The sequence below is a fragment of the Methylomarinovum caldicuralii genome (genome assembly GCF_033126985.1).
GTDB classification, from domain to species: domain Bacteria; phylum Pseudomonadota; class Gammaproteobacteria; order Methylococcales; family Methylothermaceae; genus Methylohalobius; species Methylohalobius caldicuralii.
In genome coordinates this window covers 2,370,771-2,388,615 of the sequence record NZ_AP024714.1, presented here as the reverse complement: position 1 = coordinate 2,388,615, position 17,845 = coordinate 2,370,771, and the positions used below count along the sequence as shown (strand labels likewise).

Annotated in this window: 22 protein-coding genes; 17 read left to right on the top strand and 5 right to left on the bottom strand. The window is 64.1% G+C overall.

What is annotated here, in order from left to right; all coding sequences use genetic code 11:
* The 14 genes from MCIT9_RS12095 (at position 1) to MCIT9_RS12030 (ending at position 13,225) form a co-directional block, all read left to right on the top strand.
* Positions 1 to 225: a type II toxin-antitoxin system HicA family toxin gene (locus MCIT9_RS12095; RefSeq protein WP_317705130.1), complete on the top strand. Its 225-nt coding sequence runs from the start codon at positions 1 to 3 to the stop codon at positions 223 to 225.
* Entirely contained in the window at positions 222 to 1,103 is an 882-nt protein-coding gene (locus tag MCIT9_RS12090; RefSeq protein ID WP_317705129.1) for a DUF58 domain-containing protein, read from the top strand. Before MCIT9_RS12095 ends, MCIT9_RS12090 begins: the two co-directional genes overlap by 4 nt.
* A complete protein-coding gene (locus MCIT9_RS12085; protein ID WP_317705128.1) occupies positions 1,096 to 3,045 on the top strand; it encodes a transglutaminase TgpA family protein in 1,950 nt (649 codons plus the stop codon). The genes MCIT9_RS12090 and MCIT9_RS12085 overlap by 8 nt, the downstream gene beginning before the upstream one ends.
* Positions 3,042 to 3,185 (top strand): hypothetical protein, encoded by a 144-nt coding sequence (locus tag MCIT9_RS12080; protein WP_317705127.1) that lies wholly within the window; start codon positions 3,042 to 3,044, stop codon positions 3,183 to 3,185. The genes MCIT9_RS12085 and MCIT9_RS12080 overlap by 4 nt, the downstream gene beginning before the upstream one ends.
* A complete protein-coding gene (locus MCIT9_RS12075) occupies positions 3,167 to 4,294 on the top strand; it encodes a glycosyltransferase family 4 protein (protein ID WP_317705126.1) in 1,128 nt (375 codons plus the stop codon). The genes MCIT9_RS12080 and MCIT9_RS12075 overlap by 19 nt, the downstream gene beginning before the upstream one ends.
* The gene (locus MCIT9_RS12070; RefSeq protein ID WP_317705125.1) at positions 4,291 to 4,776 is read left to right on the top strand and encodes an RpnC/YadD family protein; all 486 of its coding nucleotides are present in this window, start codon (positions 4,291 to 4,293) and stop codon (positions 4,774 to 4,776) included. Before MCIT9_RS12075 ends, MCIT9_RS12070 begins: the two co-directional genes overlap by 4 nt.
* A gap of 210 nt (positions 4,777 to 4,986) precedes the next feature.
* On the top strand, positions 4,987 to 6,723 hold the full coding sequence (locus tag MCIT9_RS12065) for an ABC transporter ATP-binding protein (protein WP_317705124.1): 1,737 nt from the start codon (positions 4,987 to 4,989) through the stop codon (positions 6,721 to 6,723).
* Between the two features lie 155 nt (positions 6,724 to 6,878).
* Complete coding sequence (locus MCIT9_RS12060; RefSeq protein ID WP_317705123.1) at positions 6,879 to 7,604, top strand: 6-hydroxymethylpterin diphosphokinase MptE-like protein; 726 nt, start codon at positions 6,879 to 6,881, stop codon at positions 7,602 to 7,604.
* 128 nt (positions 7,605 to 7,732) lie between these two features.
* Positions 7,733 to 8,158, top strand: coding sequence for a transposase (locus MCIT9_RS12055; RefSeq protein ID WP_422880180.1), 426 nt, complete (start codon positions 7,733 to 7,735; stop codon positions 8,156 to 8,158).
* Positions 8,159 to 8,165: 7 nt separating this feature from the next.
* The gene (locus MCIT9_RS12050) at positions 8,166 to 8,660 is read left to right on the top strand and encodes a transposase (RefSeq protein WP_317705122.1); all 495 of its coding nucleotides are present in this window, start codon (positions 8,166 to 8,168) and stop codon (positions 8,658 to 8,660) included.
* Positions 8,657 to 9,025 carry a helix-turn-helix domain-containing protein gene (locus MCIT9_RS12045; protein ID WP_317705121.1) on the top strand — a complete coding sequence of 123 codons (369 nt, stop codon included), beginning with the start codon at positions 8,657 to 8,659 and terminating at the stop codon, positions 9,023 to 9,025. The genes MCIT9_RS12050 and MCIT9_RS12045 overlap by 4 nt, the downstream gene beginning before the upstream one ends.
* A gap of 532 nt (positions 9,026 to 9,557) precedes the next feature.
* Positions 9,558 to 10,892, top strand: coding sequence for a group II intron reverse transcriptase/maturase (ltrA, locus tag MCIT9_RS12040; protein WP_317704536.1), 1,335 nt, complete (start codon positions 9,558 to 9,560; stop codon positions 10,890 to 10,892).
* Positions 10,893 to 11,544: 652 nt separating this feature from the next.
* Entirely contained in the window at positions 11,545 to 12,879 is a 1,335-nt protein-coding gene (gene ltrA, locus MCIT9_RS12035) for a group II intron reverse transcriptase/maturase (protein WP_317705120.1), read from the top strand.
* Between the two features lie 94 nt (positions 12,880 to 12,973).
* On the top strand, positions 12,974 to 13,225 hold the full coding sequence (locus MCIT9_RS12030; protein WP_317705119.1) for a DNA methyltransferase: 252 nt from the start codon (positions 12,974 to 12,976) through the stop codon (positions 13,223 to 13,225).
* Here the strand turns inward: MCIT9_RS12030 and MCIT9_RS12025 are convergent.
* The 5 genes from MCIT9_RS12025 to MCIT9_RS12005 all read right to left on the bottom strand — a co-directional run bounded on the left by MCIT9_RS12025 (position 13,215) and on the right by MCIT9_RS12005 (position 14,769).
* Positions 13,215 to 13,616 (bottom strand): type II toxin-antitoxin system VapC family toxin, encoded by a 402-nt coding sequence (locus MCIT9_RS12025; RefSeq protein WP_317705118.1) that lies wholly within the window; start codon positions 13,614 to 13,616, stop codon positions 13,215 to 13,217. The two genes, MCIT9_RS12030 and MCIT9_RS12025, sit on opposite strands and share 11 nt — an antisense overlap.
* Positions 13,613 to 13,855 carry a FitA-like ribbon-helix-helix domain-containing protein gene (locus tag MCIT9_RS12020; protein WP_317705117.1) on the bottom strand — a complete coding sequence of 81 codons (243 nt, stop codon included), beginning with the start codon at positions 13,853 to 13,855 and terminating at the stop codon, positions 13,613 to 13,615. Before MCIT9_RS12020 ends, MCIT9_RS12025 begins: the two co-directional genes overlap by 4 nt.
* Before the next feature lie 68 nt (positions 13,856 to 13,923).
* A complete protein-coding gene (locus tag MCIT9_RS12015; RefSeq protein ID WP_317705116.1) occupies positions 13,924 to 14,343 on the bottom strand; it encodes a DUF3489 domain-containing protein in 420 nt (139 codons plus the stop codon).
* A gap of 22 nt (positions 14,344 to 14,365) precedes the next feature.
* Positions 14,366 to 14,578, bottom strand: coding sequence for a hypothetical protein (locus MCIT9_RS12010; protein WP_317705115.1), 213 nt, complete (start codon positions 14,576 to 14,578; stop codon positions 14,366 to 14,368).
* A gap of 11 nt (positions 14,579 to 14,589) precedes the next feature.
* Positions 14,590 to 14,769 carry a hypothetical protein gene (locus tag MCIT9_RS12005; RefSeq protein ID WP_317705114.1) on the bottom strand — a complete coding sequence of 60 codons (180 nt, stop codon included), beginning with the start codon at positions 14,767 to 14,769 and terminating at the stop codon, positions 14,590 to 14,592.
* Positions 14,770 to 14,873: 104 nt separating this feature from the next.
* Here MCIT9_RS12005 and MCIT9_RS12000 point away from each other — a divergent pair, with 104 nt between their 5' ends.
* Genes MCIT9_RS12000 through MCIT9_RS11990 form a run of 3 tightly spaced genes read left to right on the top strand, consistent with a single transcriptional unit; the run spans position 14,874 to position 17,769 of the window.
* Positions 14,874 to 15,416 carry an elements of external origin gene (locus MCIT9_RS12000; protein WP_317705113.1) on the top strand — a complete coding sequence of 181 codons (543 nt, stop codon included), beginning with the start codon at positions 14,874 to 14,876 and terminating at the stop codon, positions 15,414 to 15,416.
* Between the two features lie 8 nt (positions 15,417 to 15,424).
* A complete protein-coding gene (locus MCIT9_RS11995) occupies positions 15,425 to 17,329 on the top strand; it encodes a phage terminase large subunit family protein (RefSeq protein WP_317705112.1) in 1,905 nt (634 codons plus the stop codon).
* A 2-nt stretch (positions 17,330 to 17,331) separates the two neighbouring features.
* Positions 17,332 to 17,769: a hypothetical protein gene (locus MCIT9_RS11990; RefSeq protein WP_317705111.1), complete on the top strand. Its 438-nt coding sequence runs from the start codon at positions 17,332 to 17,334 to the stop codon at positions 17,767 to 17,769.
* Positions 17,770 to 17,845 lie beyond the last annotated feature (76 nt).

Below are 17,845 nucleotides of genomic sequence, written 5' to 3'. Positions count from 1 at the left end.
ATGGGAAGGCTGGCCGGCTTTAGTTACCGGGAGGTGGCAGCCAGGCTCAAACGCTTTGGGTTCCAGTTTCGCAGGCAGGCGGAAGGCAGTCACGAAATCTGGTTTTGTCCGGAAACCGGCCGTTACACGACGCTGCCCCGTCATCCGGGGACCATTCCTGAAGGTACTTTGAGGGCGATTCTGAAGCAGGCGGGTATTTCTGTGGACGAGTTTTTGAAAGCATGAGAACGGGTGATGGCGCGGTAAACGCCGTCCAACTCCGCCCCACCCCTCGGCTCGGCGGCTTTGCGCTGCTGTTGGCGCTTTTGTGGCTGGTGTCGGCCAACTACGGCAACAACCTCGGCTACCTGCTCACCTACCTGCTGGCGGGGGTGGGGCTGACGGCGCCGTTCCACACCCGCCGCCAGCTGGCGGGGTTGGCGTTGCGCCCGGAAGCGCCAGAGCCGGTGTTCGCCGGGGAGACGGCCGAACTGCCGCTGCGGCTCGACAATCCCGGTTCCGCCCGCTGGCAGGTGCGGGTGAGCGCGCCGGGGGCGGAGGCGGTCACGGTGGCCGCCGACGGCGGGACGCAAACCGTGATGCTGCCGTATCGGACCGAACGGCGGGGATTGCTGCGGATCGGTCCGGTTACCCTCAGTTCCACGTTTCCCCTCGGGTTGTTCCGGGCGGTGCGCCGCTTCGAGACCGAATGGGCGCTGTGGGTCTATCCCCGGCCCGCCGAACAGGCCCCCATCCCCGCCGGCCGGGGACGGGCGGGTTTGGACGGGGAGCTGGAATTCCAGGGGCTGCGGGATTACCGCCCGGGCGATTCCCCGCGCCGGATCCACTGGAAGGGGCTGGCCAAGGGCCAGGGGTTGCTGACCCGGGAATTCGTCCAGCGACCGCACGGCGACGAAACCGTGTTCGCCTGGGAAGACCTGTCGCCAGCGGAGACGGAGCAGCGCCTGGCCTGGCTGTGCCGCCTGGTGCTGGACGCCGAGGAAAGCGGCAAATCCTACGGCCTGCGTCTGCCGGGACGCTTTCTGCCGCCCCAGCGGGGAGCGGCCCACCTGCACGCCTGCCTGCAGGCGCTGGCGGGGTTCGGGGGAGGAGGGCATGGCTGAGACTGCCAAGCGCCGCTTCCTGCTCCTGGCGCTGCTGTTGCTGGTGGCGCCCCATTTTCTCCACCTGCACGGGAGCCACACCCTGCTGTTTTTGGCCTTCTGGGCCTGGTGCTGGGTGGGGATCGGCCGCCCCCGGCTGCTGCCGCGGGGGGTGTGGCTGCCGCTTTTGACCCTGGCGGCGGCGGTGGTGGTGATCGTCTCGCGGCGCGGCGCCATCGATCTTGAGACCAGCACCGGGTTGTTCGTCGTCGGGCTGGGGTTGAAGCTGATGGAGCTGAAGTCGGAGCGGGACCTGTATTTCGTGATCTTTCTGGGCTGGTTCGTGGCCCTGACCCAGTTCCTCTACGACCAGTCGCTGCTCATGGCCGCCTACGCCCTGGCGGCGGTGACGCTGCTTGCGGCGGCGCTGGTGCAGTTCAACGCCCCCACGTTGCTGCCCGGGCGCGCCCTGGCCCGCATCCTGGCCGGGCTGCTGCTGCCGGCAGCGCCCGTGATGGTGCTGCTGTTCCTGTTCTTCCCCCGGCCCCACGGCGGCTTCATCCACCTGCCCTTCGACAAGCGCGCCGTTACCGGTCTTGCCGAGATCATGGAGCCGGGGGCGGTGGCCAGTCTCGCCACTTCCATGGACGTGGCCTTCCGGGTGGACTTCGAGGGGGAGGTGCCGCCGCCTGAGGCCCGCTACTTCCGCGCCCAGGTGTTCTGGCGCTTCGACGGCCGCCGCTGGCTGCCCCATCCGGCCATGCAGCAGCCGCTGCCGCGGCCCTGGCCGGGCAGGGGGAAACGCTCCGTGTATCATGTGACCGTCGAGCCCCACCACCGCCGCTGGCTGTTCTCGCTCGGGATTCCCGCCGCCGTGCCCGAGGGGGCGCGCCTGACCCGCGAGGGGGTGCTGGAGGCGCTGTTTCCCGTGGACGAGCGCCGCCGTTACCGGGCGGTTTCCTTCGAGGGCTACCGCTTCCCGCCGCTGTCGCCCCTCGAGCGCCGTCTGGCCCTGCAATTGCCCGCCCCACCCAGCCGGCGGGTGCGGGAACTGCTCGACCGGCTCGGCATTGACGCCGCCACCCCCGAGGCGTCCGCCCGGGCGCTGCTGGCGCACTTCCGCCGCGAAGGGTTTCGTTACACCCTCCATCCGGGGGGAATGGACGGGCCGTTCATCGACCGCTTCCTGTTCGAGACCCGCGCCGGTTTCTGCGAGCACTACGCTTCCGCCTTCGTCTATCTGATGCGCGCGGCCGGGATTCCGGCGCGCATCGTTGGGGGATACCTGGGGGGCTTCGTCAATCCACGCGGCAAGTTTCTGGAGGTCTATCAGGCCAACGCCCACGCCTGGGCCGAAATCTGGGTGGAGGGCAAAGGCTGGGTGCGGGTCGATCCCACCGAGGCGGTGGCGCCGCGTTACGTGGAACAGGTGCGGAATCTGGCCGATCCTCTCACCGAGGCCGGCGCCGCCCGGCTGCTGGCGGCGCCGCAGGCCGAAGCCGCGCCGCAGGCTGCCGCCGGCCACGGCGGGGTGGTGCGCTCGCTGCGCATTCTCTGGTCCGACCTCGACCACCGCTGGCACTCGTGGGTGCTCGGTTACGACCGCACCGCCCAGGCGCGGTTGCTGGCGGCGCTGGGGAAACGTTGGCCCTACGGGGCGTTGCTGCTGGCGGCGCTGCTGGCGCTGGCGGCGGGACGGGCCCGGCGCGGCGGCGAGGCCGACCCGCTGCTGCGGGAATACCAAAAGTTTCTCCAGCAGATGGCGCGCCGGGGGCTGACGAAAGCGCCGTGGGAGACCCCTTCCGCCTTCGCCCGCCGGGCGGCTTCGCAATGTCCGGATTCGGCCGAACGGATCGCGGCGGTGACCGAGCGCTTCACCGCGGCCCGCTACGGCCGGCACTTGACAGCCGCGCCCCGGTCCCATCAAAGTTGGAGCCCATATCGACACGAGAGGCAGCGATGAGTTTGGCCGAAGAAGACTCCCGCCTGCTGTTGGAGCGGGTGGAACGTCTGGTGGAGGAAAAGGTCGCCCAGGCCCGCCGGGAATGGGAGATGGATCTGCGCGTGCGGATCGAGGTAGCCCCATGCGAGCCCTGCTGCTGACCCGTAATTTCCCTCCCCTCTGGGGCGGTATGGAGCGCCTCAACCTGCATCTGGCGGCGGAGCTGGCCCAGCGCGGTCCGGTGCGGGTCGTCGCCCCGGCAGGCGCTGCGGCACATGCGCCTGCGGGGGTGGAAGTCGCCGAGGTGCCCGGCAAGCCCCTGTGGCGGTTTGTAAGCGCCACCTCGCGGGTCGGGGTGCGGGAGGCGAAACGTTTCCGTCCCGATGTCATCCTGGCCGGCAGCGGCCTGACCGCGTTCATGACCCTGGCCGCCGCCAGACGCAGCGGCGCGCTGGCGGCCGCCTACGTCCACGGCCTGGATCTGACGGTGCGCCATCCCCTTTACCGGGCGCTGTGGCTGCCCGCCATCCGCCGCTTGGACCGGGTGATCGCCAACAGCCGGGCCACTGCGGAACTGGCCCGGCGCATCGGCGTGCCGGATCACCGCATCGCCATCGTCCATCCGGGGGTGGACATGCCGGTGGCCGGGGTGGAGGAACGCCGCCGGCAGCGCCGGGCGTTTCGTGCCGAACACGGTTTGGGGGAGCGGCCGCTGCTGCTGTCGGTGGGCCGGCTGACCGCCCGCAAGGGGGTGGGCCGCTTCGTGCGCGAGGTGTTGCCGGCGATCGTAAAAGAGGTGCCGGAAGTCTGTCTGGTTATCGTCGGCGATGCCCCCAAGGACGCGCTTGCCGCCCGTGCGGAAACCCCGGCCATGATCCTGGAGACGGCCGAAGCGGCGGGGGTGGCGGAGAACGTGCGTTTACTCGGTTTTGTGCCGGAAATCATGCTTGAAGCGGCGTTTTTCGCCGCCGATGTCCACGTCTTCCCGGTCCGCCATCTTCCGGACGACCCGGAGGGCTTCGGCATGGTGGCAGTGGAGGCGGCCGCCCACGGTCTGCCCACCGTCGCCTACGCCACCGGCGGGGTGGTGGATGCCGTCGCCGATGGCGTGTCCGGTCGCCTGGTGCCGCCGGAGGATGGGGCGGAATTCGCCCGCGCGGTTGTTGAGATGCTGAAGCGGCCACCGGCGGCGGAAGGCATCCGAGAGTTTGCGGCCGGATTTGCCTGGCCGCGGTTTGGGCAGGCAGTGTTCGAGGCGCTGCAGCCATGAAGATGCCGGCGGGCTATGACGAACTCTACCTCTACGGTGATGCGCCTTGGCGGGCGCTGGCGCGGACGCTCAAGGCTCATTACCAGGAGAGCGGAACGTTGCAACGGGAGCTGACCGAGCTGCTGTTGGTCTTGTTTGAGAAGCGCTTTCCCGGTTTTGGCGAACGCAACGACGACATAGGAGATTTGGACATGCTGGCGACACGTGTGGAGCAATGGTACCAACAGGCTTTGAAGAAGGGCATGGAGCAGGGGATGCAGAAGGGCATCCGGCAAGGCATCCAGCAAGGCATAGCCGCCGAGCGGCGGTTGCTGTTGCGCTTGATCGAGCGGTTCTATGGTAAGGAATATGTCGGCAAGGCGCAGGCGTTGTTGGAGCAAATCAATGATCTGGAACGGCTGACTGAAATCGGCGAGTGGATCATTGAGGAGGATAGCGGGGAAGCCTTTCTGGCCCGGTTGGAGCTGGGAAGCAGCTGTTGAGGGAGAATGCGTTATTTACCGTAGATCTGTGTCATATCACGCACTCCATGGTGCTTCTTCTTGATAAACCTGTTTCAAATCATGCGGCTGGTTGCGGCATGAGGTTTGCTATATCCAGATAACTCCGGTTACCGGCTCCAAAACGAATCACTCACCATCATCCCCGTGCTGTCTGCTAAGGTTAGAAGACAGTCAATCAAGTAAAGAACCATGCTGGACAGCCTCAGAAAACTGTTCGCCCTGCTGAATGCCACCGAGCGCTTCGGTTTCATGGCCCTGGTGGGGATCATGCTGTTCGAGGCGGTTCTCGAAATCGCCAGCCTGTACCTGGTGCCGGCCTATGTCGGCCTGCTGGCCTATCCCGAGCGGGTGGCTCGCTATCTGCCGCCGCAGTTCGCGCACCTGGAGCGCATGGATGCGTTGCTGTGGGCCTCCGCTGTGGTGGTGGGTTTTTTCTCCCTCAAACTGCTCATCAATACCGGCGCGACCTGGATCAAGACCCGCTACGCCCAGAACCGCGCCCTGCGCTTCAGCCAGCGCTTGTACGCCGGCTATCTCAAGGCGCCTTACGAATATCACCTGCGCCATAACAGCGCCCAGTTGCAGCGCAATCTCAACAACGAGAGCATCCAACTGGCCGAACGGGTGCTGGTGCCGCTACTGGAGATGGCTACGCAGGGTGTCATCATCGCCGCGGTACTGACGGCTTTTCTGTTCTACATCCCCTATCGACCGTTGGCGTTGCTTTTGGGCTGTCTGGGGTTTGCCGCCTGGGTGGTTTGGCGGCAACAGCGCAAGGTGCGGGCGGCCGGCCGGCAGGCACAGGTGCTGCGGGGCCGGTTGGTGCAGCATGTCAACGAAGGACTGGGCTGTGTCAAGGAAATCAAGCTGCTGGGGCGGGAGGATCACTTCCTGCGCCGGTTCCACGACGATTTCGCTGCTCTCATGCAGCAGGAGCGTTATGCTCGGGTATTGGCGTTGAAGTTTATTCCCGGCTGGGTGGAGCTGGCGACGATCTTCGCCTTGGCGGGCATGGTGCTGCTGCTGTTCCGCCAGGGCAACAGCGCCGGGCAGGTGCTGCAGATCGTCACCGTCTGCGCGGTCGGGCTGGCCCGTCTCAAGGGCGCCCTGTCGGGTTTCATGTCCCAGTACAGCCAGATGCAGCATTACCGGGCGGCCCTGGATGTGATCCACCGGGACATTCAGGCGCTGGAATCCCAGCCGCAAGTCCAGGTGGAGAAGGCTCCGTCCCGCTTCACTTTCCAGGCATTGGAACTGAAAAATGTTCATTACCGCTATCCCGGCGCGGCGGCGGACACCCTCAAGGGCATCAACCTGACGATCCACAAAGGGGAGGCGATCGGTTTCGTGGGCAAGACCGGCGCCGGCAAATCGACGCTCATCGACGTGATCCTGGGGCTTTTGGTGCCACGGGAGGGAGAAATTCTGTTGAACGGCGGGCCGTTGCAACCACAATTGCGGGACTGGCAGCGCCGCATCGGTTACGTGCCGCAGATGTTGTCGCTGGTAGACGGCACCCTGCGGGAGAACATTGCCTTGGGTATCGAGGGGGAGCATATCGATGAAATCGCCTTGAAGCGGGCGGTGAAGCAGGCCCAACTGCAGGAGTTGGTGGACCGTCTGCCGGATGGCCTGGACACTGTCATCGGCGAGCGGGGCATTCGCCTGTCCGGCGGACAGCGCCAGCGGGTGGCCATCGCCAGGGCCTTGTATCACGATCCGGAAGTTCTGGTGCTTGACGAAGGGACTTCGGCGTTGGATGTGGAGACGGAAAGGGAAGTGATACGGGCGGTGGAAAACCTGCGGGGACAGGTGACCATCCTCATGATTGCCCATCGTTTGATGACGCTGGATAAATGTGACCGGCGGATTGTGCTGGAGGAGGGGGGAATAGCGCGGGAAGTAAATGAGCGGTGTATTGCATGAGTTGATTCATCTTTCTTTCTAACCCTCTCCTAGAGAATCGGGTTTTGATGTCACAGTTTGGAGAATAAATTGCAGCAATTCGTTATGGAGCGAGTTATTATTTGAGGATAGTGATGTTAAGATCAATTGTTCGAGAATGTCGGCGCCAGTTCAACATGGCCAAGTTTAGAAAATTGAAATGTCTTAAAAATCGTCATCATGGTGAACGTGCCGTTATTGTCTGTAACGGCCCGTCTTTAAATCGAATGGATCTTGGTTTTTTACGGAATGAAATTGTTATAGGGTTAAATAAGATATTCTTGGGATTTGAAGAATTTGATTTTTATCCAAATTATTATGTTGCGGTAAACCGCAAGGTTATAGAACAATCCGTAAGTCAAATCAAGAGCATGGACTGTGTTAAGTTTATTAGCTATTCTAGCTCGGATTTAATTCCCTCTGACGACTTGACTTACTATGTTCAAACTGAAAGGCCTATAGATCGCTTTTCCAGAGATATATCGCAGGGGGTGCATGAGGGGTGGACGGTTACCTATGTTGCGTTGCAGATAGCTTATTATCTTGGGTTTAAAGAGATTATTATTATAGGCATGGATCATCGCTATGAGTATACTGGTGCACCAAATGAATCTAGAAAGATGAGTGGTCCCGATTATAACCACTTTTCTCCTGATTATTTCCGTGGCCAAACTTGGGATAATCCAGATCTCTTTCATTCCGAAGAGTCTTACCGCATCGCCCGTGCCGAATTTGAAAAAGATGGTCGCCGCATTATCGACGCCACGCTCGATGGTGCCTGCACCGTCTTCGAGAAGGCTGATTACCGCGAGGTGTTTGGGTTGAACGTCACCCTATTACCCACATCTTCCTCCTTCTCATAGTAATCAATGTCTTATCCGTTTTTCTGAGGGAACTTGATCTCGGCCGCCCGCCCCCTCTGTCAGGATAGATGTCGCCCCACGGATGTGGGATTCTAATTGGAACCAAGAGAGGGCGAATTGAGGAGAAGATGCGTTATTCCGCTGAGCGCAAAGAGGCGGTGCTGAAGAAGATGCTGCCGCCGAACAACCGAAGTATCCGGGAGATTGCCGAGGAGGAAGGGATCTCGGAGGCGACCTTGTACAACTGGCGCAAGGCTGCGCGTGCCGAGGGCCGGCTGTTGCCAGACGGTGATCAGACACCGGCCGGTTGGACAGCGGCAGACAAGTTCGCTGCCGTGGTCGAGACAGCGGCACTGAACGAGGCCGAGTTGTCGGCCTGGTGCCGGGGGCGGGGCCTTTACCCGGAGCAGATCCGGCAATGGCGTCAGGCCTGTGAACAGGCCAACGACTGGGACCGGACACAAAACGAACGGCTCAGGCAGGCCCCCTCTGTCAGGATAGATGTCGCCCCACGGATGTGGGATTCTAATTGGAACCAAGAGAGGGCGAATTGAGGAGAAGATGCGTTATTCCGCTGAGCGCAAAGAGGCGGTGCTGAAGAAGATGCTGCCGCCGAACAACCGAAGTATCCGGGAGATTGCCGAGGAGGAAGGGATCTCGGAGGCGACCTTGTACAACTGGCGCAAGGCTGCGCGTGCCGAGGGCCGGCTGTTGCCAGACGGTGATCAGACACCGGCCGGTTGGACAGCGGCAGACAAGTTCGCTGCCGTGGTCGAGACAGCGGCACTGAACGAGGCCGAGTTGTCGGCCTGGTGCCGGGGGCGGGGCCTTTACCCGGAGCAGATCCGGCAATGGCGTCAGGCCTGTGAACAGGCCAACGACTGGGACCGGACACAAAACGAACGGCTCAGGCAGGCGCGTAAGACAGATCAGCAGCGCCTCAAGGAGCTGGAGCGCGATCTGAAGAAGAAGGAAAAGGCCCTGGCCGAGACGGCAGCGCTGCTGGTGCTGTCAAAAAAAGCCGAGGCGATCTGGGGGGACGGAGAGGACGCATGATCAGCAACCCGGATCGCCGCCAAACCATTGAGCTGATCGAACGAGCCATGGCACAAGGCGCGTCACAACACAAAGCCTGTGAACTGCTGGGCATCAGTGCCCGGACCTATCAACGCTGGACCCGTGAAGGGGGCGTGAAGGCAGACGCCCGTCCTGATGCGGAACGGCCCGTCCCTGCCAACCGCCTGACGGAAGAAGAACGTGCCCGTATCCTGGCCGTGTGCAACCAACCGGCCTACAGCCACCTGCCACCATCACAGATCGTGCCGATGTTGGCCGATCAAGGCGAATACATCGCCTCGGAATCGAGCTTCGTACCCGTTCATTGCGCCAGGCCAAGCCTGGAGAAGGAGGAAGTTATGTAGAAGGAAAGACATCGCTGAAACCTTCAGAGCGACCTGACAGGTGCAAGTCCTGTCCGGCCAAGGCTGGCCACCAGCCGGAACCGAGTGTTGCGTGGTCGAGGAGCGATCCCGACTGCGAAGCGTACACAGGGGGCCTGTAGGCCGCGTGATGGAGCCTCGAAAGTACGGAATGCGGAGCCGACGTTGTTGAACGGACGGAAGGCAACAGGGGTGGTGCTGTACTGGCCTGGCATCATCCCTCCGCCGGGGTCGAAGAGCGGGGCATGCAGGGCAAGGGTCGCCCAGGAACCTGGGAGGGCTCGATCACTCCTTGCGGGAAGAGCGGTGCGGGCGCCGTGTGAGAAAAGGCCCAGGCCCATCGGAGCGGTGTCCGGCCGATGGGAGCGAACGGGACACGAAGCAGGGTACCGGCGCGCGAAGGCGACGAAGCGCGCTGGGAAGGTGATCGAGCAATCGGAGCCTGCCGATAGTACCTGGGAAGTCGGGGAACCTGCCCCAAGGGACCCGATGGAGGGAAGCGGCAGGTCGGACGATGGGGCTTTCGGAGGGACAGATGGCCGGGACATCGAGCCAGGAGAACATCTCAACACGACAACGGAAGCTAGCGGAACTGGCCCGGATCGAACCGAAGCTGGAACTGACCACGATTGCCCACCACATCGACGTGGTGTGGCTGGAAGAAGCCTGGCGGCGCACCCGCAAGGACGGGGCCGCCGGGGTGGACGGCGTGACTGCATCCCAATACGCAGCCGACTTAGAGGAGAACCTGACGCGCCTGCTGGAACGGTTCAAGACCGGCCGGTATCGGGCGCCTGCGGTACGGCGCGTCCACCTGCCCAAGCCGGGAACGGGAAAGACCCGCCCGATCGGCATTCCCACGCTGGAAGACAAGGTGCTGCAACGGGCGGTGCTGATGGCGCTGGAACCCATCTTCGAGCAGGACTTTCTCGACTGCGCCTACGGGTTCCGGCCCGGACGCAGTGCCCACCAGGCCCTGGAGAGGCTATGGGGCGGGCTGATGGCCATGGGCGGTGGCTGGGTCATCGACCTGGACATCCAAAACTTCTTCGACGACGTGGACCGGGACCGGCTGCGGAACTTTCTGGGGCAGAGGGTGCGCGACGGCGTGATCTGCCGCGTGATCGGTAAATGGCTGAATGCCGGTGTCATGGAAGGCGGACAGCTTCACTACCCCGAACAAGGGACACCGCAAGGTGGGGTGATCTCCCCACTGCTGGCCAACCTCTACCTGCATCACGTGCTCGACCTGTGGTTCGAGCAGACGGTCAAACCGCGACTGCAAGGCAGCGCCTTCGAAGTCCGGTTCGCCGACGATGCGGTCCTGGTGTTCAAACGGGAAGAAGACGCCCGGCGGGTATTGGCCGTTCTGGGCAAGCGCCTGGCCAAATACGGCCTGCGCCTGCACCCGGACAAAACCCGCCTGCTCGACTTCAGAAAACCCGGACGGAAAGGCCAGAGCTTCCAATACCTGGGATTCACCCACTACTGGGGACGCTCAAGGAAAGGGCGTTGGGTCGTCAAACGCAAGACCGCCCAAGCCCGGCTCAGCCGCTCCCTGCAGGCGATCAACCACTGGTGCCGGATGCACCGCCACTGGCCGGTTGCAGACCAACAAGCGGCCCTGAGCCGCAAACTCAAGGGGCATTATGCCTACTATGGGATCGTCGGCAACAGCCAATCGCTGGCCCGCTTCCTGTACGAGGTCAGACGGCGCTGGTACAAATGGTTGTCCCGCCGCAACCGGGAACGGATGAACTGGGACCATTTTGGGCGGCTGTACAAACGATACCCACTCCCCCCACCGCGCGTGGTTCACGGAATTGCCCGTTGCGTAGCGACGCCATAGTCCGAGGAGCCGGATGCCTTAATCGGGCACGTCCGGATCTGTGGGAACCGCGGGTGAGCAATCGCCCGCGGTCACCCGGCTTGCGCCAGGCCAAGCCTGGAGAAGGAGGAAGTTATGTAGAAGGAAAGACATCGCTGAAACCTTCAGAGCGACCTGACAGGTGCAAGTCCTGTCCGGCCAAGGCTGGCCACCAGCCGGAACCGAGTGTTGCGTGGTCGAGGAGCGATCCCGACTGCGAAGCGTACACAGGGGGCCTGTAGGCCGCGTGATGGAGCCTCGAAAGTACGGAATGCGGAGCCGACGTTGTTGAACGGACGGAAGGCAACAGGGGTGGTGCTGTACTGGCCTGGCATCATCCCTCCGCCGGGGTCGAAGAGCGGGGCATGCAGGGCAAGGGTCGCCCAGGAACCTGGGAGGGCTCGAACACTCCCTGCGGGAAGAGCGGTGCGGGCGCCGTGTGAGAAAAGGCCCAGGCCCATCGGAGCGGTGTCCGGCCGATGGGAGCGAACGGGACACGAAGCAGGGTACCGGCGCGCGAAGGCGACGAAGCGCGCTGGGAAGGTGATCGAGCAATCGGAGCCTGCCGATAGTACCTGGGAAGTCGGGGAACCTGCCCCAAGGGACCCGATGGAGGGAAGCGGCAGGTCGGACGATGGGGCTTTCGGAGGGACAGATGGCCGGGACATCGAGCCAGGAGAACATCTCAACACGACAACGGAAGCTAGCGGAACTGGCCCGGATCGAACCGAAGCTGGAACTGACCACGATTGCCCACCACATCGACGTGGTGTGGCTGGAAGAAGCCTGGCGGCGCACCCGCAAGGACGGGGCCGCCGGGGTGGACGGCGTGACTGCATCCCAATACGCAGCCGACTTAGAGGAGAACCTGACGCGCCTGCTGGAACGGTTCAAGACCGGCCGGTATCGGGCGCCTGCGGTACGGCGCGTCCACCTGCCCAAGCCGGGAACGGGAAAGACCCGCCCGATCGGCATTCCCACGCTGGAAGACAAGGTGCTGCAACGGGCGGTGCTGATGGCGCTGGAACCCATCTTCGAGCAGGACTTTCTCGACTGCGCCTACGGGTTCCGGCCCGGACGCAGTGCCCACCAGGCCCTGGAGAGGCTATGGGGCGGGCTGATGGCCATGGGCGGTGGCTGGGTCATCGACCTGGACATCCAAAACTTCTTCGACGATGTGGACCGGGACCGGCTGCGGAACTTTCTGGGGCAGAGGGTGCGCGACGGCGTGATCTGCCGCGTGATCGGTAAATGGCTGAATGCCGGTGTCATGGAAGGCGGACAGCTTCACTACCCCGAACAAGGGACACCGCAAGGTGGGGTGATCTCCCCACTGCTGGCCAACCTCTACCTGCATCACGTGCTCGACCTGTGGTTCGAGCAGACGGTCAAACCGCGACTGCAAGGCAGCGCCTTCGAAGTCCGGTTCGCCGACGATGCGGTCCTGGTGTTCGAACGGGAAGAAGACGCCCGGCGGGTATTGGCCGTTCTGGGCAAGCGCCTGGCCAAATACGGCCTGCGCCTGCACCCGGACAAAACCCGCCTGCTCGACTTCAGAAAACCCGGACGGAAAGGCCAGAGCTTCCAATACCTGGGATTCACCCACTACTGGGGACGCTCAAGGAAAGGGCGTTGGGTCGTCAAACGCAAGACCGCCCAAGCCCGGCTCAGCCGCTCCCTGCAGGCGATCAACCACTGGTGCCGGATGCACCGCCACTGGCCGGTTGCAGACCAACAAGCGGCCCTGAGCCGCAAACTCAAGGGGCATTATGCCTACTATGGGATCGTCGGCAACAGCCAATCGCTGGCCCGCTTCCTGTACGAGGTCAGACGGCGCTGGTACAAATGGTTGTCCCGCCGCAACCGGGAACGGATGAACTGGGACCATTTTGGGCGGCTGTACAAACGATACCCACTCCCCCCACCGCGCGTGGTTCACGGAATTGCCCGTTGCGTAGCGACGCCATAGTCCGAGGAGCCGGATGCCTTAATCGGGCACGTCCGGATCTGTGGGAACCGCGGGTGAGCAATCGCCCGCGGTCACCCGGCCGGCTTCGAGGGATATGATCACACGGGACCTGACATCCTCCAAGTCGCGGGACATCGTGCTCGATCCCTTCGGCGGATCGGGCTCAACCCTGATCGCCTGCGAGAAGTCGGGACGTCGCGCCCGCCTCATCGAACTCGATCCCAGGTACGTGGACGTGATCGTGCGGCGCTGGCAGGAGTACACGGGCAGCGAGGCCGTGCTCGAGGGCAGCGGCGAAAGCCTTGAAGAAATCGCGGCGCTCCGGACCGCCGAGGCTACGGCTTGAGGTCGGTCAGAAGCGTCGCCGTATCGGGGAAACAAGACACCAGTTTGTGATCCATGGTCACCAGCTTGACGCCCAGCCCCTTGGCGAGTGCCACGAATTCGCAATCGTAGGCCGAGCACTCGCTTTGATTGACCAGCGAGAGGACGTCCAGAGAGGCCACCTCGTACTCCTTGCCCTGGAACAGCGATTCCATCTCGGCTTGGATATCCAGCGCCTGTTCGAAGCGGATCAACCCCTTGCGCAGATAGAGCGCGAGGACGTTGCGGAATTCGCTGCGCCAGAGGACGGGCGCCACCCATTCCGGCTCGCGGACCAGCAGCCGCTCCGCGGCTTCGGTATAGGGGGACGGCATCGCCAGATAGGCGATGAGATTGGTGTCGGCGACGATCACGGTCGACCTTGGTCGATGGCCTGCTGGATCTCCTCTGGCGCTACGGCAGACGGCGGAATGGCCGGGCGTATCCGGCGCAGCCGCTCCAGCCGTTCCTCGGGGGAAACGGGGCGCGGTTTCAGGACCACTTCCAGACAGCGGATCAGCTCGCTGTTGATGGAGCGGTGATGGGCCTGGGCCGCGGCCTTGAGGCGTTCGTACAGGTCGTCGGGGATGTTCTTGAGCGTGATGGAAGCCATGGCAGGCACCTCCTTCCGATATGCAACCATTATGGTTGCATATCGGTGGAGATTCAAGATCTTGTAGCTCAGGCGATCCGGTACCGACGGGGCTGGCCCTCATCCTTGTGCGAGACGATGGTCATGCCGAGGCGCTTCTTGAGCGCGTTGGTCATGGTGCCGCGCACCGTATGGGGCAGCCATCCGGTCTCCTGGGCGATCTCGTCGATGCTGGCGCCCTCGGGCCGGCGCATCAGCTCGATCATCCGCGCCTGCTTGGTGCCGCTCCGGTAGCTTCCCGAGCGCGGCGCCTTGCCGATGGCCTCGAAGCCGGCCGCGCTGATGCGGTGGTAGCCGCCTTTGAATTCGATCAGTCCGCGCTTCAGCAGGCCGTCGATCACCCGCTGGCGGATACCGGCGTTCACGTTGGGCGGCAGCGGCTCGATGTCGCCGCTGGGGCGTCCGGCGGCGGCGTGAAGGATGCGTTCCTGGGTGGCGGTGAGTTTCATCGGTCTGTCCTCCTGTCGGATGTCATTCGGCGTATTCGCCTTCGCGGAAGGCGCAATCGGTGATCCGCTTGAGCAGCTCAGCGTAATGGTCGAGATCGCCCACGTGACCCCAGGTCACCTCGTTAGGGCTGACGTGGAAGTGGTCGTCGCTCAGGGCCTGCAGCCGGGCCAGCATGGCGTCGATCTCGGCTTTCCTGGCCATGAAGGCGTCGATGGCGGTGGGTTTCCTGCTCATGGTCGTTCTCCTCAGGCGACGTTGATCCGGATGCCGTTTTTGAGGGTGACGCCGACGCGGGCCGGCTCCCGTTCGATGTTGTCGATGGCCCGGCGCAGGGTCGGCGAGAGGATCTGGTCCTTGGCCAGTTGCACCGGCGCCTGCCCGGGGAAGGTGATCTCGTAGCGTTTCTCGGTGGTGTTGGCGTTCATGTTCGTCTCTCCCGTTGTGTTTGACCGTGTGGACATGAACGCTTCATTCGGCCCGCTTATCAAGTCCTATTCCGAACAATTTTCCTTCTTGATCAACAGGATGCATGATGGGCATCTCGATCCGCGCCTATGCCCGCCACCGCGGCGTTTCCGACGCCGCCGTGCGCAAGGCGATCAAGACCGGGCGCATCACCCCAGAGCCGGACGGGACCATCGACCCGCAAAAGGCGGACGCCGAGTGGGCGGCCAATACCGATAGCGCCCAGCAGCACAAGCAGGGCCGGCGGAAAGCGGTGCCGGTGGATGCCGTCAACATGGTTCGCGAGGCCACGGGCGAGTCGGCGCTGCCCTCGGGCGGCACGACGCTGTTGCAGGCGCGAACCGCCAACGAGGTGCTCAAGGCCCAGACCGCCAAGGTCCGGCTCGCCCGCCTCAAGGGGGAGCTGGTGGACCGGGCCAAGGCGCTCGCCCATGTGTTCAAGCTGGCGCGGGCCGAGCGCGACGCCTGGCTCAATTGGCCCACCCGGGTCTCGAGCCAGATGGCGGCGGAGCTGGGCGTGGACGCCCATACCCTGCACGTGATGCTCGAGCGCGAGGTGCGCCGGCATCTCGAGGAACTCGGGGATCCCGCCCCCAGGGTGGACTGACATGCGCCGTGTTCGATTATGAAGGCTTTGAGGCCATCGAACGCGCCTGGCGTGAGGGACTGACGCCTGACCCGCTGCTCACCGTCTCCGAGTGGGCCGACCGCTACCGGATGCTCTCGTCCAAGTCGGCCTCGGAGCCCGGGCGCTGGTCCACCCGGCGCACGCCGTACCTGAGAGAGATCATGGACTGCCTCTCGCCGTCCTCGCCTGCCGAGCGGGTGGTGTTCATGAAGGGCGCGCAGGTGGGCGGCACCGAGTGCGGCAACAACTGGATCGGCTACTGCATCCATCTGGTCCCGGGGCCGATGATGGCCGTCTCGCCCACCGTGGAGATGGCCAAGCGCAACTCCAAGCAGCGCATCGATCCGTTGATCGAGGAGTCGCCGGCGCTCTCCGAACGCATCGCGCCGTCCCGATCCCGTGACGCTGGCAACACGGTGCTGGCCAAGGAGTTCCGCGGCGGCGTGCTGGTGATGACCGGCGCCAACAGCGCGGTGGGGCTGCGCTCGATGCCGGTGCGCTACCTCTTTCTCGACGAGGTGGACGGCTATCCCGCCGACGTCGAGGGCGAAGGCGACGCCATCCGCCTGGCGGAGGCGCGCACGCGTACCTTCGCCCGGCGCAAGATCTTCATCGTCTCCACTCCCACCGTGGCGGGGGCGAGCCCCATCGAGCGGGAGTTCGAGGCCTCCGACCAGCGCCGGTACTTCGTGCCCTGTCCGCACTGCGGCCACAGGCAATGGCTGCGCTTCGAGCAGCTGCGCTGGCAATGGGGCGAGCCGCAGACGGCCCGATACGTCTGCGAGGCCTGCGAGGAGGCCATCGCCGAGTCGCACAAGACCTGGATGCTCGAGCACGGCGAGTGGCGGGCCACCAACCCGGACGCCACCGGCAAGACCGTGGGCTTTCACCTGTCCTCGCTCTACAGCCCCCTGGGCTGGCGCTCCTGGGCCGACATCGCCGCGGCCTGGGAGGCCGCGCAGGGCTCGGCCACCCGGCTCAAGGCGTTCAAGAACACGGAACTGGGCGAGGTCTGGGTGGAGGAAGGCGAGGCGCCCGACTGGGAGCGCCTGCTGGAGCGGCGCGAAGATTACCGCATCGGCACGGTTCCCGCCGGCGGCCTGCTGCTGGTGGGCGGCGCCGACGTGCAGAAGGACCGCATCGAGGCCTCGGTCTGGGCCTTCGGCCGCGGCAAGGAGGCGTGGCTCGTCGAGCACCGGGTGCTCATGGGCGACACCGCCCGCGACGCGGTCTGGAAGCGACTGTCCGAGATGCTCGCAGAGACCTGGACCCACGAGAGCAGCACCCGCTTGCCGCTGGCCCGGTTCGCCATCGACACCGGCTTCGCCACGCAAGAGAGCTACGCCTTCGTGCGCCGCATGAAGGACGCCCGCCTCATGGCGGTCAAGGGCGTGGCCCGCGGCGCGGCGCTGGTCGGCACCCCGACGGCGGTGGACGTCACCCTAGGCGGCCGCAAGCTGCGCCGGGGCGTCAAGGTGTTCGCGGTCGCAGGCGGCATCGCCAAGCTCGAGTTCTACAACAACCTGCGCAAGAGCGTGGAGGTGCTCGACGACGGCAAGATCCGCTATCCGGAGGGCTACGTCCATCTGCCCAGGGTGGACGCGGAGTTCGTCAAGCAGCTCTGCGCCGAGCAGCTGATCACCCGGCGCAACCGCAACGGCTACCCGGTGCGCGAGTGGCAGAAGATCCGCGAGCGCAACGAGGCGCTCGACTGCTACGTCTATGCCCGCGCCGCGGCATCCGCCGCCGGACTCGACCGTTTCGAGGAACGCCACTGGCGCGAGCTGGAACGCCAGCTTTTGCCGGAGCCCGAGCCCGATACCGACCCAAAACCGGATAAATCTCGCCGGCAACGCGGGCGAACCGTCATCAAGAGTTCCTGGATGAGTTGAGCATGAGCGTCATCGAAGGCATCTACCACAACCCGGACACCGGCACGGGCGAGCGGCGCACGCTCGCCTGTGACGCGAATGGGCGGTTGCTGCTTGCGCCGACCTTGGTGGAATCGTGGAACGCGGGTGCGATGATTCCCCGCGCCACCTTCACCACGCCACCGGTGGATCTGGGCGAGGCGACCGCCTACACCCTGCTGATCGCGAGAAAGAGCGGCATCGCCTCGAAGCTCGAGGCGCTGGAGATCCAGACCTCCGTGGACGGCACCCGCTGGCTGCCGGCCGCTGGCATTTACCGGAACCAGAATGTGGCCTGGTATCGCCCTGCTCAGGGCAGCGAGTATTTCACTGTGTTACCGTTCATTGCGCCAGGCCAAGCCTGGAGAAGGAGGAAGTTATGTAGAAGGAAAGACATCGCTGAAACCTTCAGAGCGACCTGACAGGTGCAAGTCCTGTCCGGCCAAGGCTGGCCACCAGCCGGAACCGAGTGTTGCGTGGTCGAGGAGCGATCCCGAC

Coding starts and splice junctions, on each gene's coding strand:
- MCIT9_RS12070 (WP_317705125.1), top strand. CDS start 4,291: ATGAAGATGCCGGCGGGCTATGACGAACTCTACCTCTACGGTGATGCG.
- ltrA (WP_317705120.1), top strand. CDS start 11,545: ATGGGGCTTTCGGAGGGACAGATGGCCGGGACATCGAGCCAGGAGAAC.
- MCIT9_RS12080 (WP_317705127.1), top strand. CDS start 3,042: ATGAGTTTGGCCGAAGAAGACTCCCGCCTGCTGTTGGAGCGGGTGGAA.
- MCIT9_RS12060 (WP_317705123.1), top strand. CDS start 6,879: ATGGCCAAGTTTAGAAAATTGAAATGTCTTAAAAATCGTCATCATGGT.
- MCIT9_RS11990 (WP_317705111.1), top strand. CDS start 17,332: ATGAGCGTCATCGAAGGCATCTACCACAACCCGGACACCGGCACGGGC.
- MCIT9_RS12075 (WP_317705126.1), top strand. CDS start 3,167: ATGCGAGCCCTGCTGCTGACCCGTAATTTCCCTCCCCTCTGGGGCGGT.
- MCIT9_RS12010 (WP_317705115.1), bottom strand. CDS start 14,578: ATGAGCAGGAAACCCACCGCCATCGACGCCTTCATGGCCAGGAAAGCC.
- MCIT9_RS12005 (WP_317705114.1), bottom strand. CDS start 14,769: ATGAACGCCAACACCACCGAGAAACGCTACGAGATCACCTTCCCCGGG.
- MCIT9_RS12050 (WP_317705122.1), top strand. CDS start 8,166: ATGCGTTATTCCGCTGAGCGCAAAGAGGCGGTGCTGAAGAAGATGCTG.
- MCIT9_RS12015 (WP_317705116.1), bottom strand. CDS start 14,343: ATGAAACTCACCGCCACCCAGGAACGCATCCTTCACGCCGCCGCCGGA.
- MCIT9_RS12095 (WP_317705130.1), top strand. CDS start 1: ATGGGAAGGCTGGCCGGCTTTAGTTACCGGGAGGTGGCAGCCAGGCTC.
- MCIT9_RS12090 (WP_317705129.1), top strand. CDS start 222: ATGAGAACGGGTGATGGCGCGGTAAACGCCGTCCAACTCCGCCCCACC.
- MCIT9_RS12030 (WP_317705119.1), top strand. CDS start 12,974: ATGATCACACGGGACCTGACATCCTCCAAGTCGCGGGACATCGTGCTC.
- MCIT9_RS12085 (WP_317705128.1), top strand. CDS start 1,096: ATGGCTGAGACTGCCAAGCGCCGCTTCCTGCTCCTGGCGCTGCTGTTG.
- MCIT9_RS12045 (WP_317705121.1), top strand. CDS start 8,657: ATGATCAGCAACCCGGATCGCCGCCAAACCATTGAGCTGATCGAACGA.
- MCIT9_RS12055 (WP_422880180.1), top strand. CDS start 7,733: ATGCGTTATTCCGCTGAGCGCAAAGAGGCGGTGCTGAAGAAGATGCTG.
- ltrA (WP_317704536.1), top strand. CDS start 9,558: ATGGGGCTTTCGGAGGGACAGATGGCCGGGACATCGAGCCAGGAGAAC.
- MCIT9_RS12020 (WP_317705117.1), bottom strand. CDS start 13,855: ATGGCTTCCATCACGCTCAAGAACATCCCCGACGACCTGTACGAACGC.
- MCIT9_RS12065 (WP_317705124.1), top strand. CDS start 4,987: ATGCTGGACAGCCTCAGAAAACTGTTCGCCCTGCTGAATGCCACCGAG.
- MCIT9_RS12000 (WP_317705113.1), top strand. CDS start 14,874: ATGATGGGCATCTCGATCCGCGCCTATGCCCGCCACCGCGGCGTTTCC.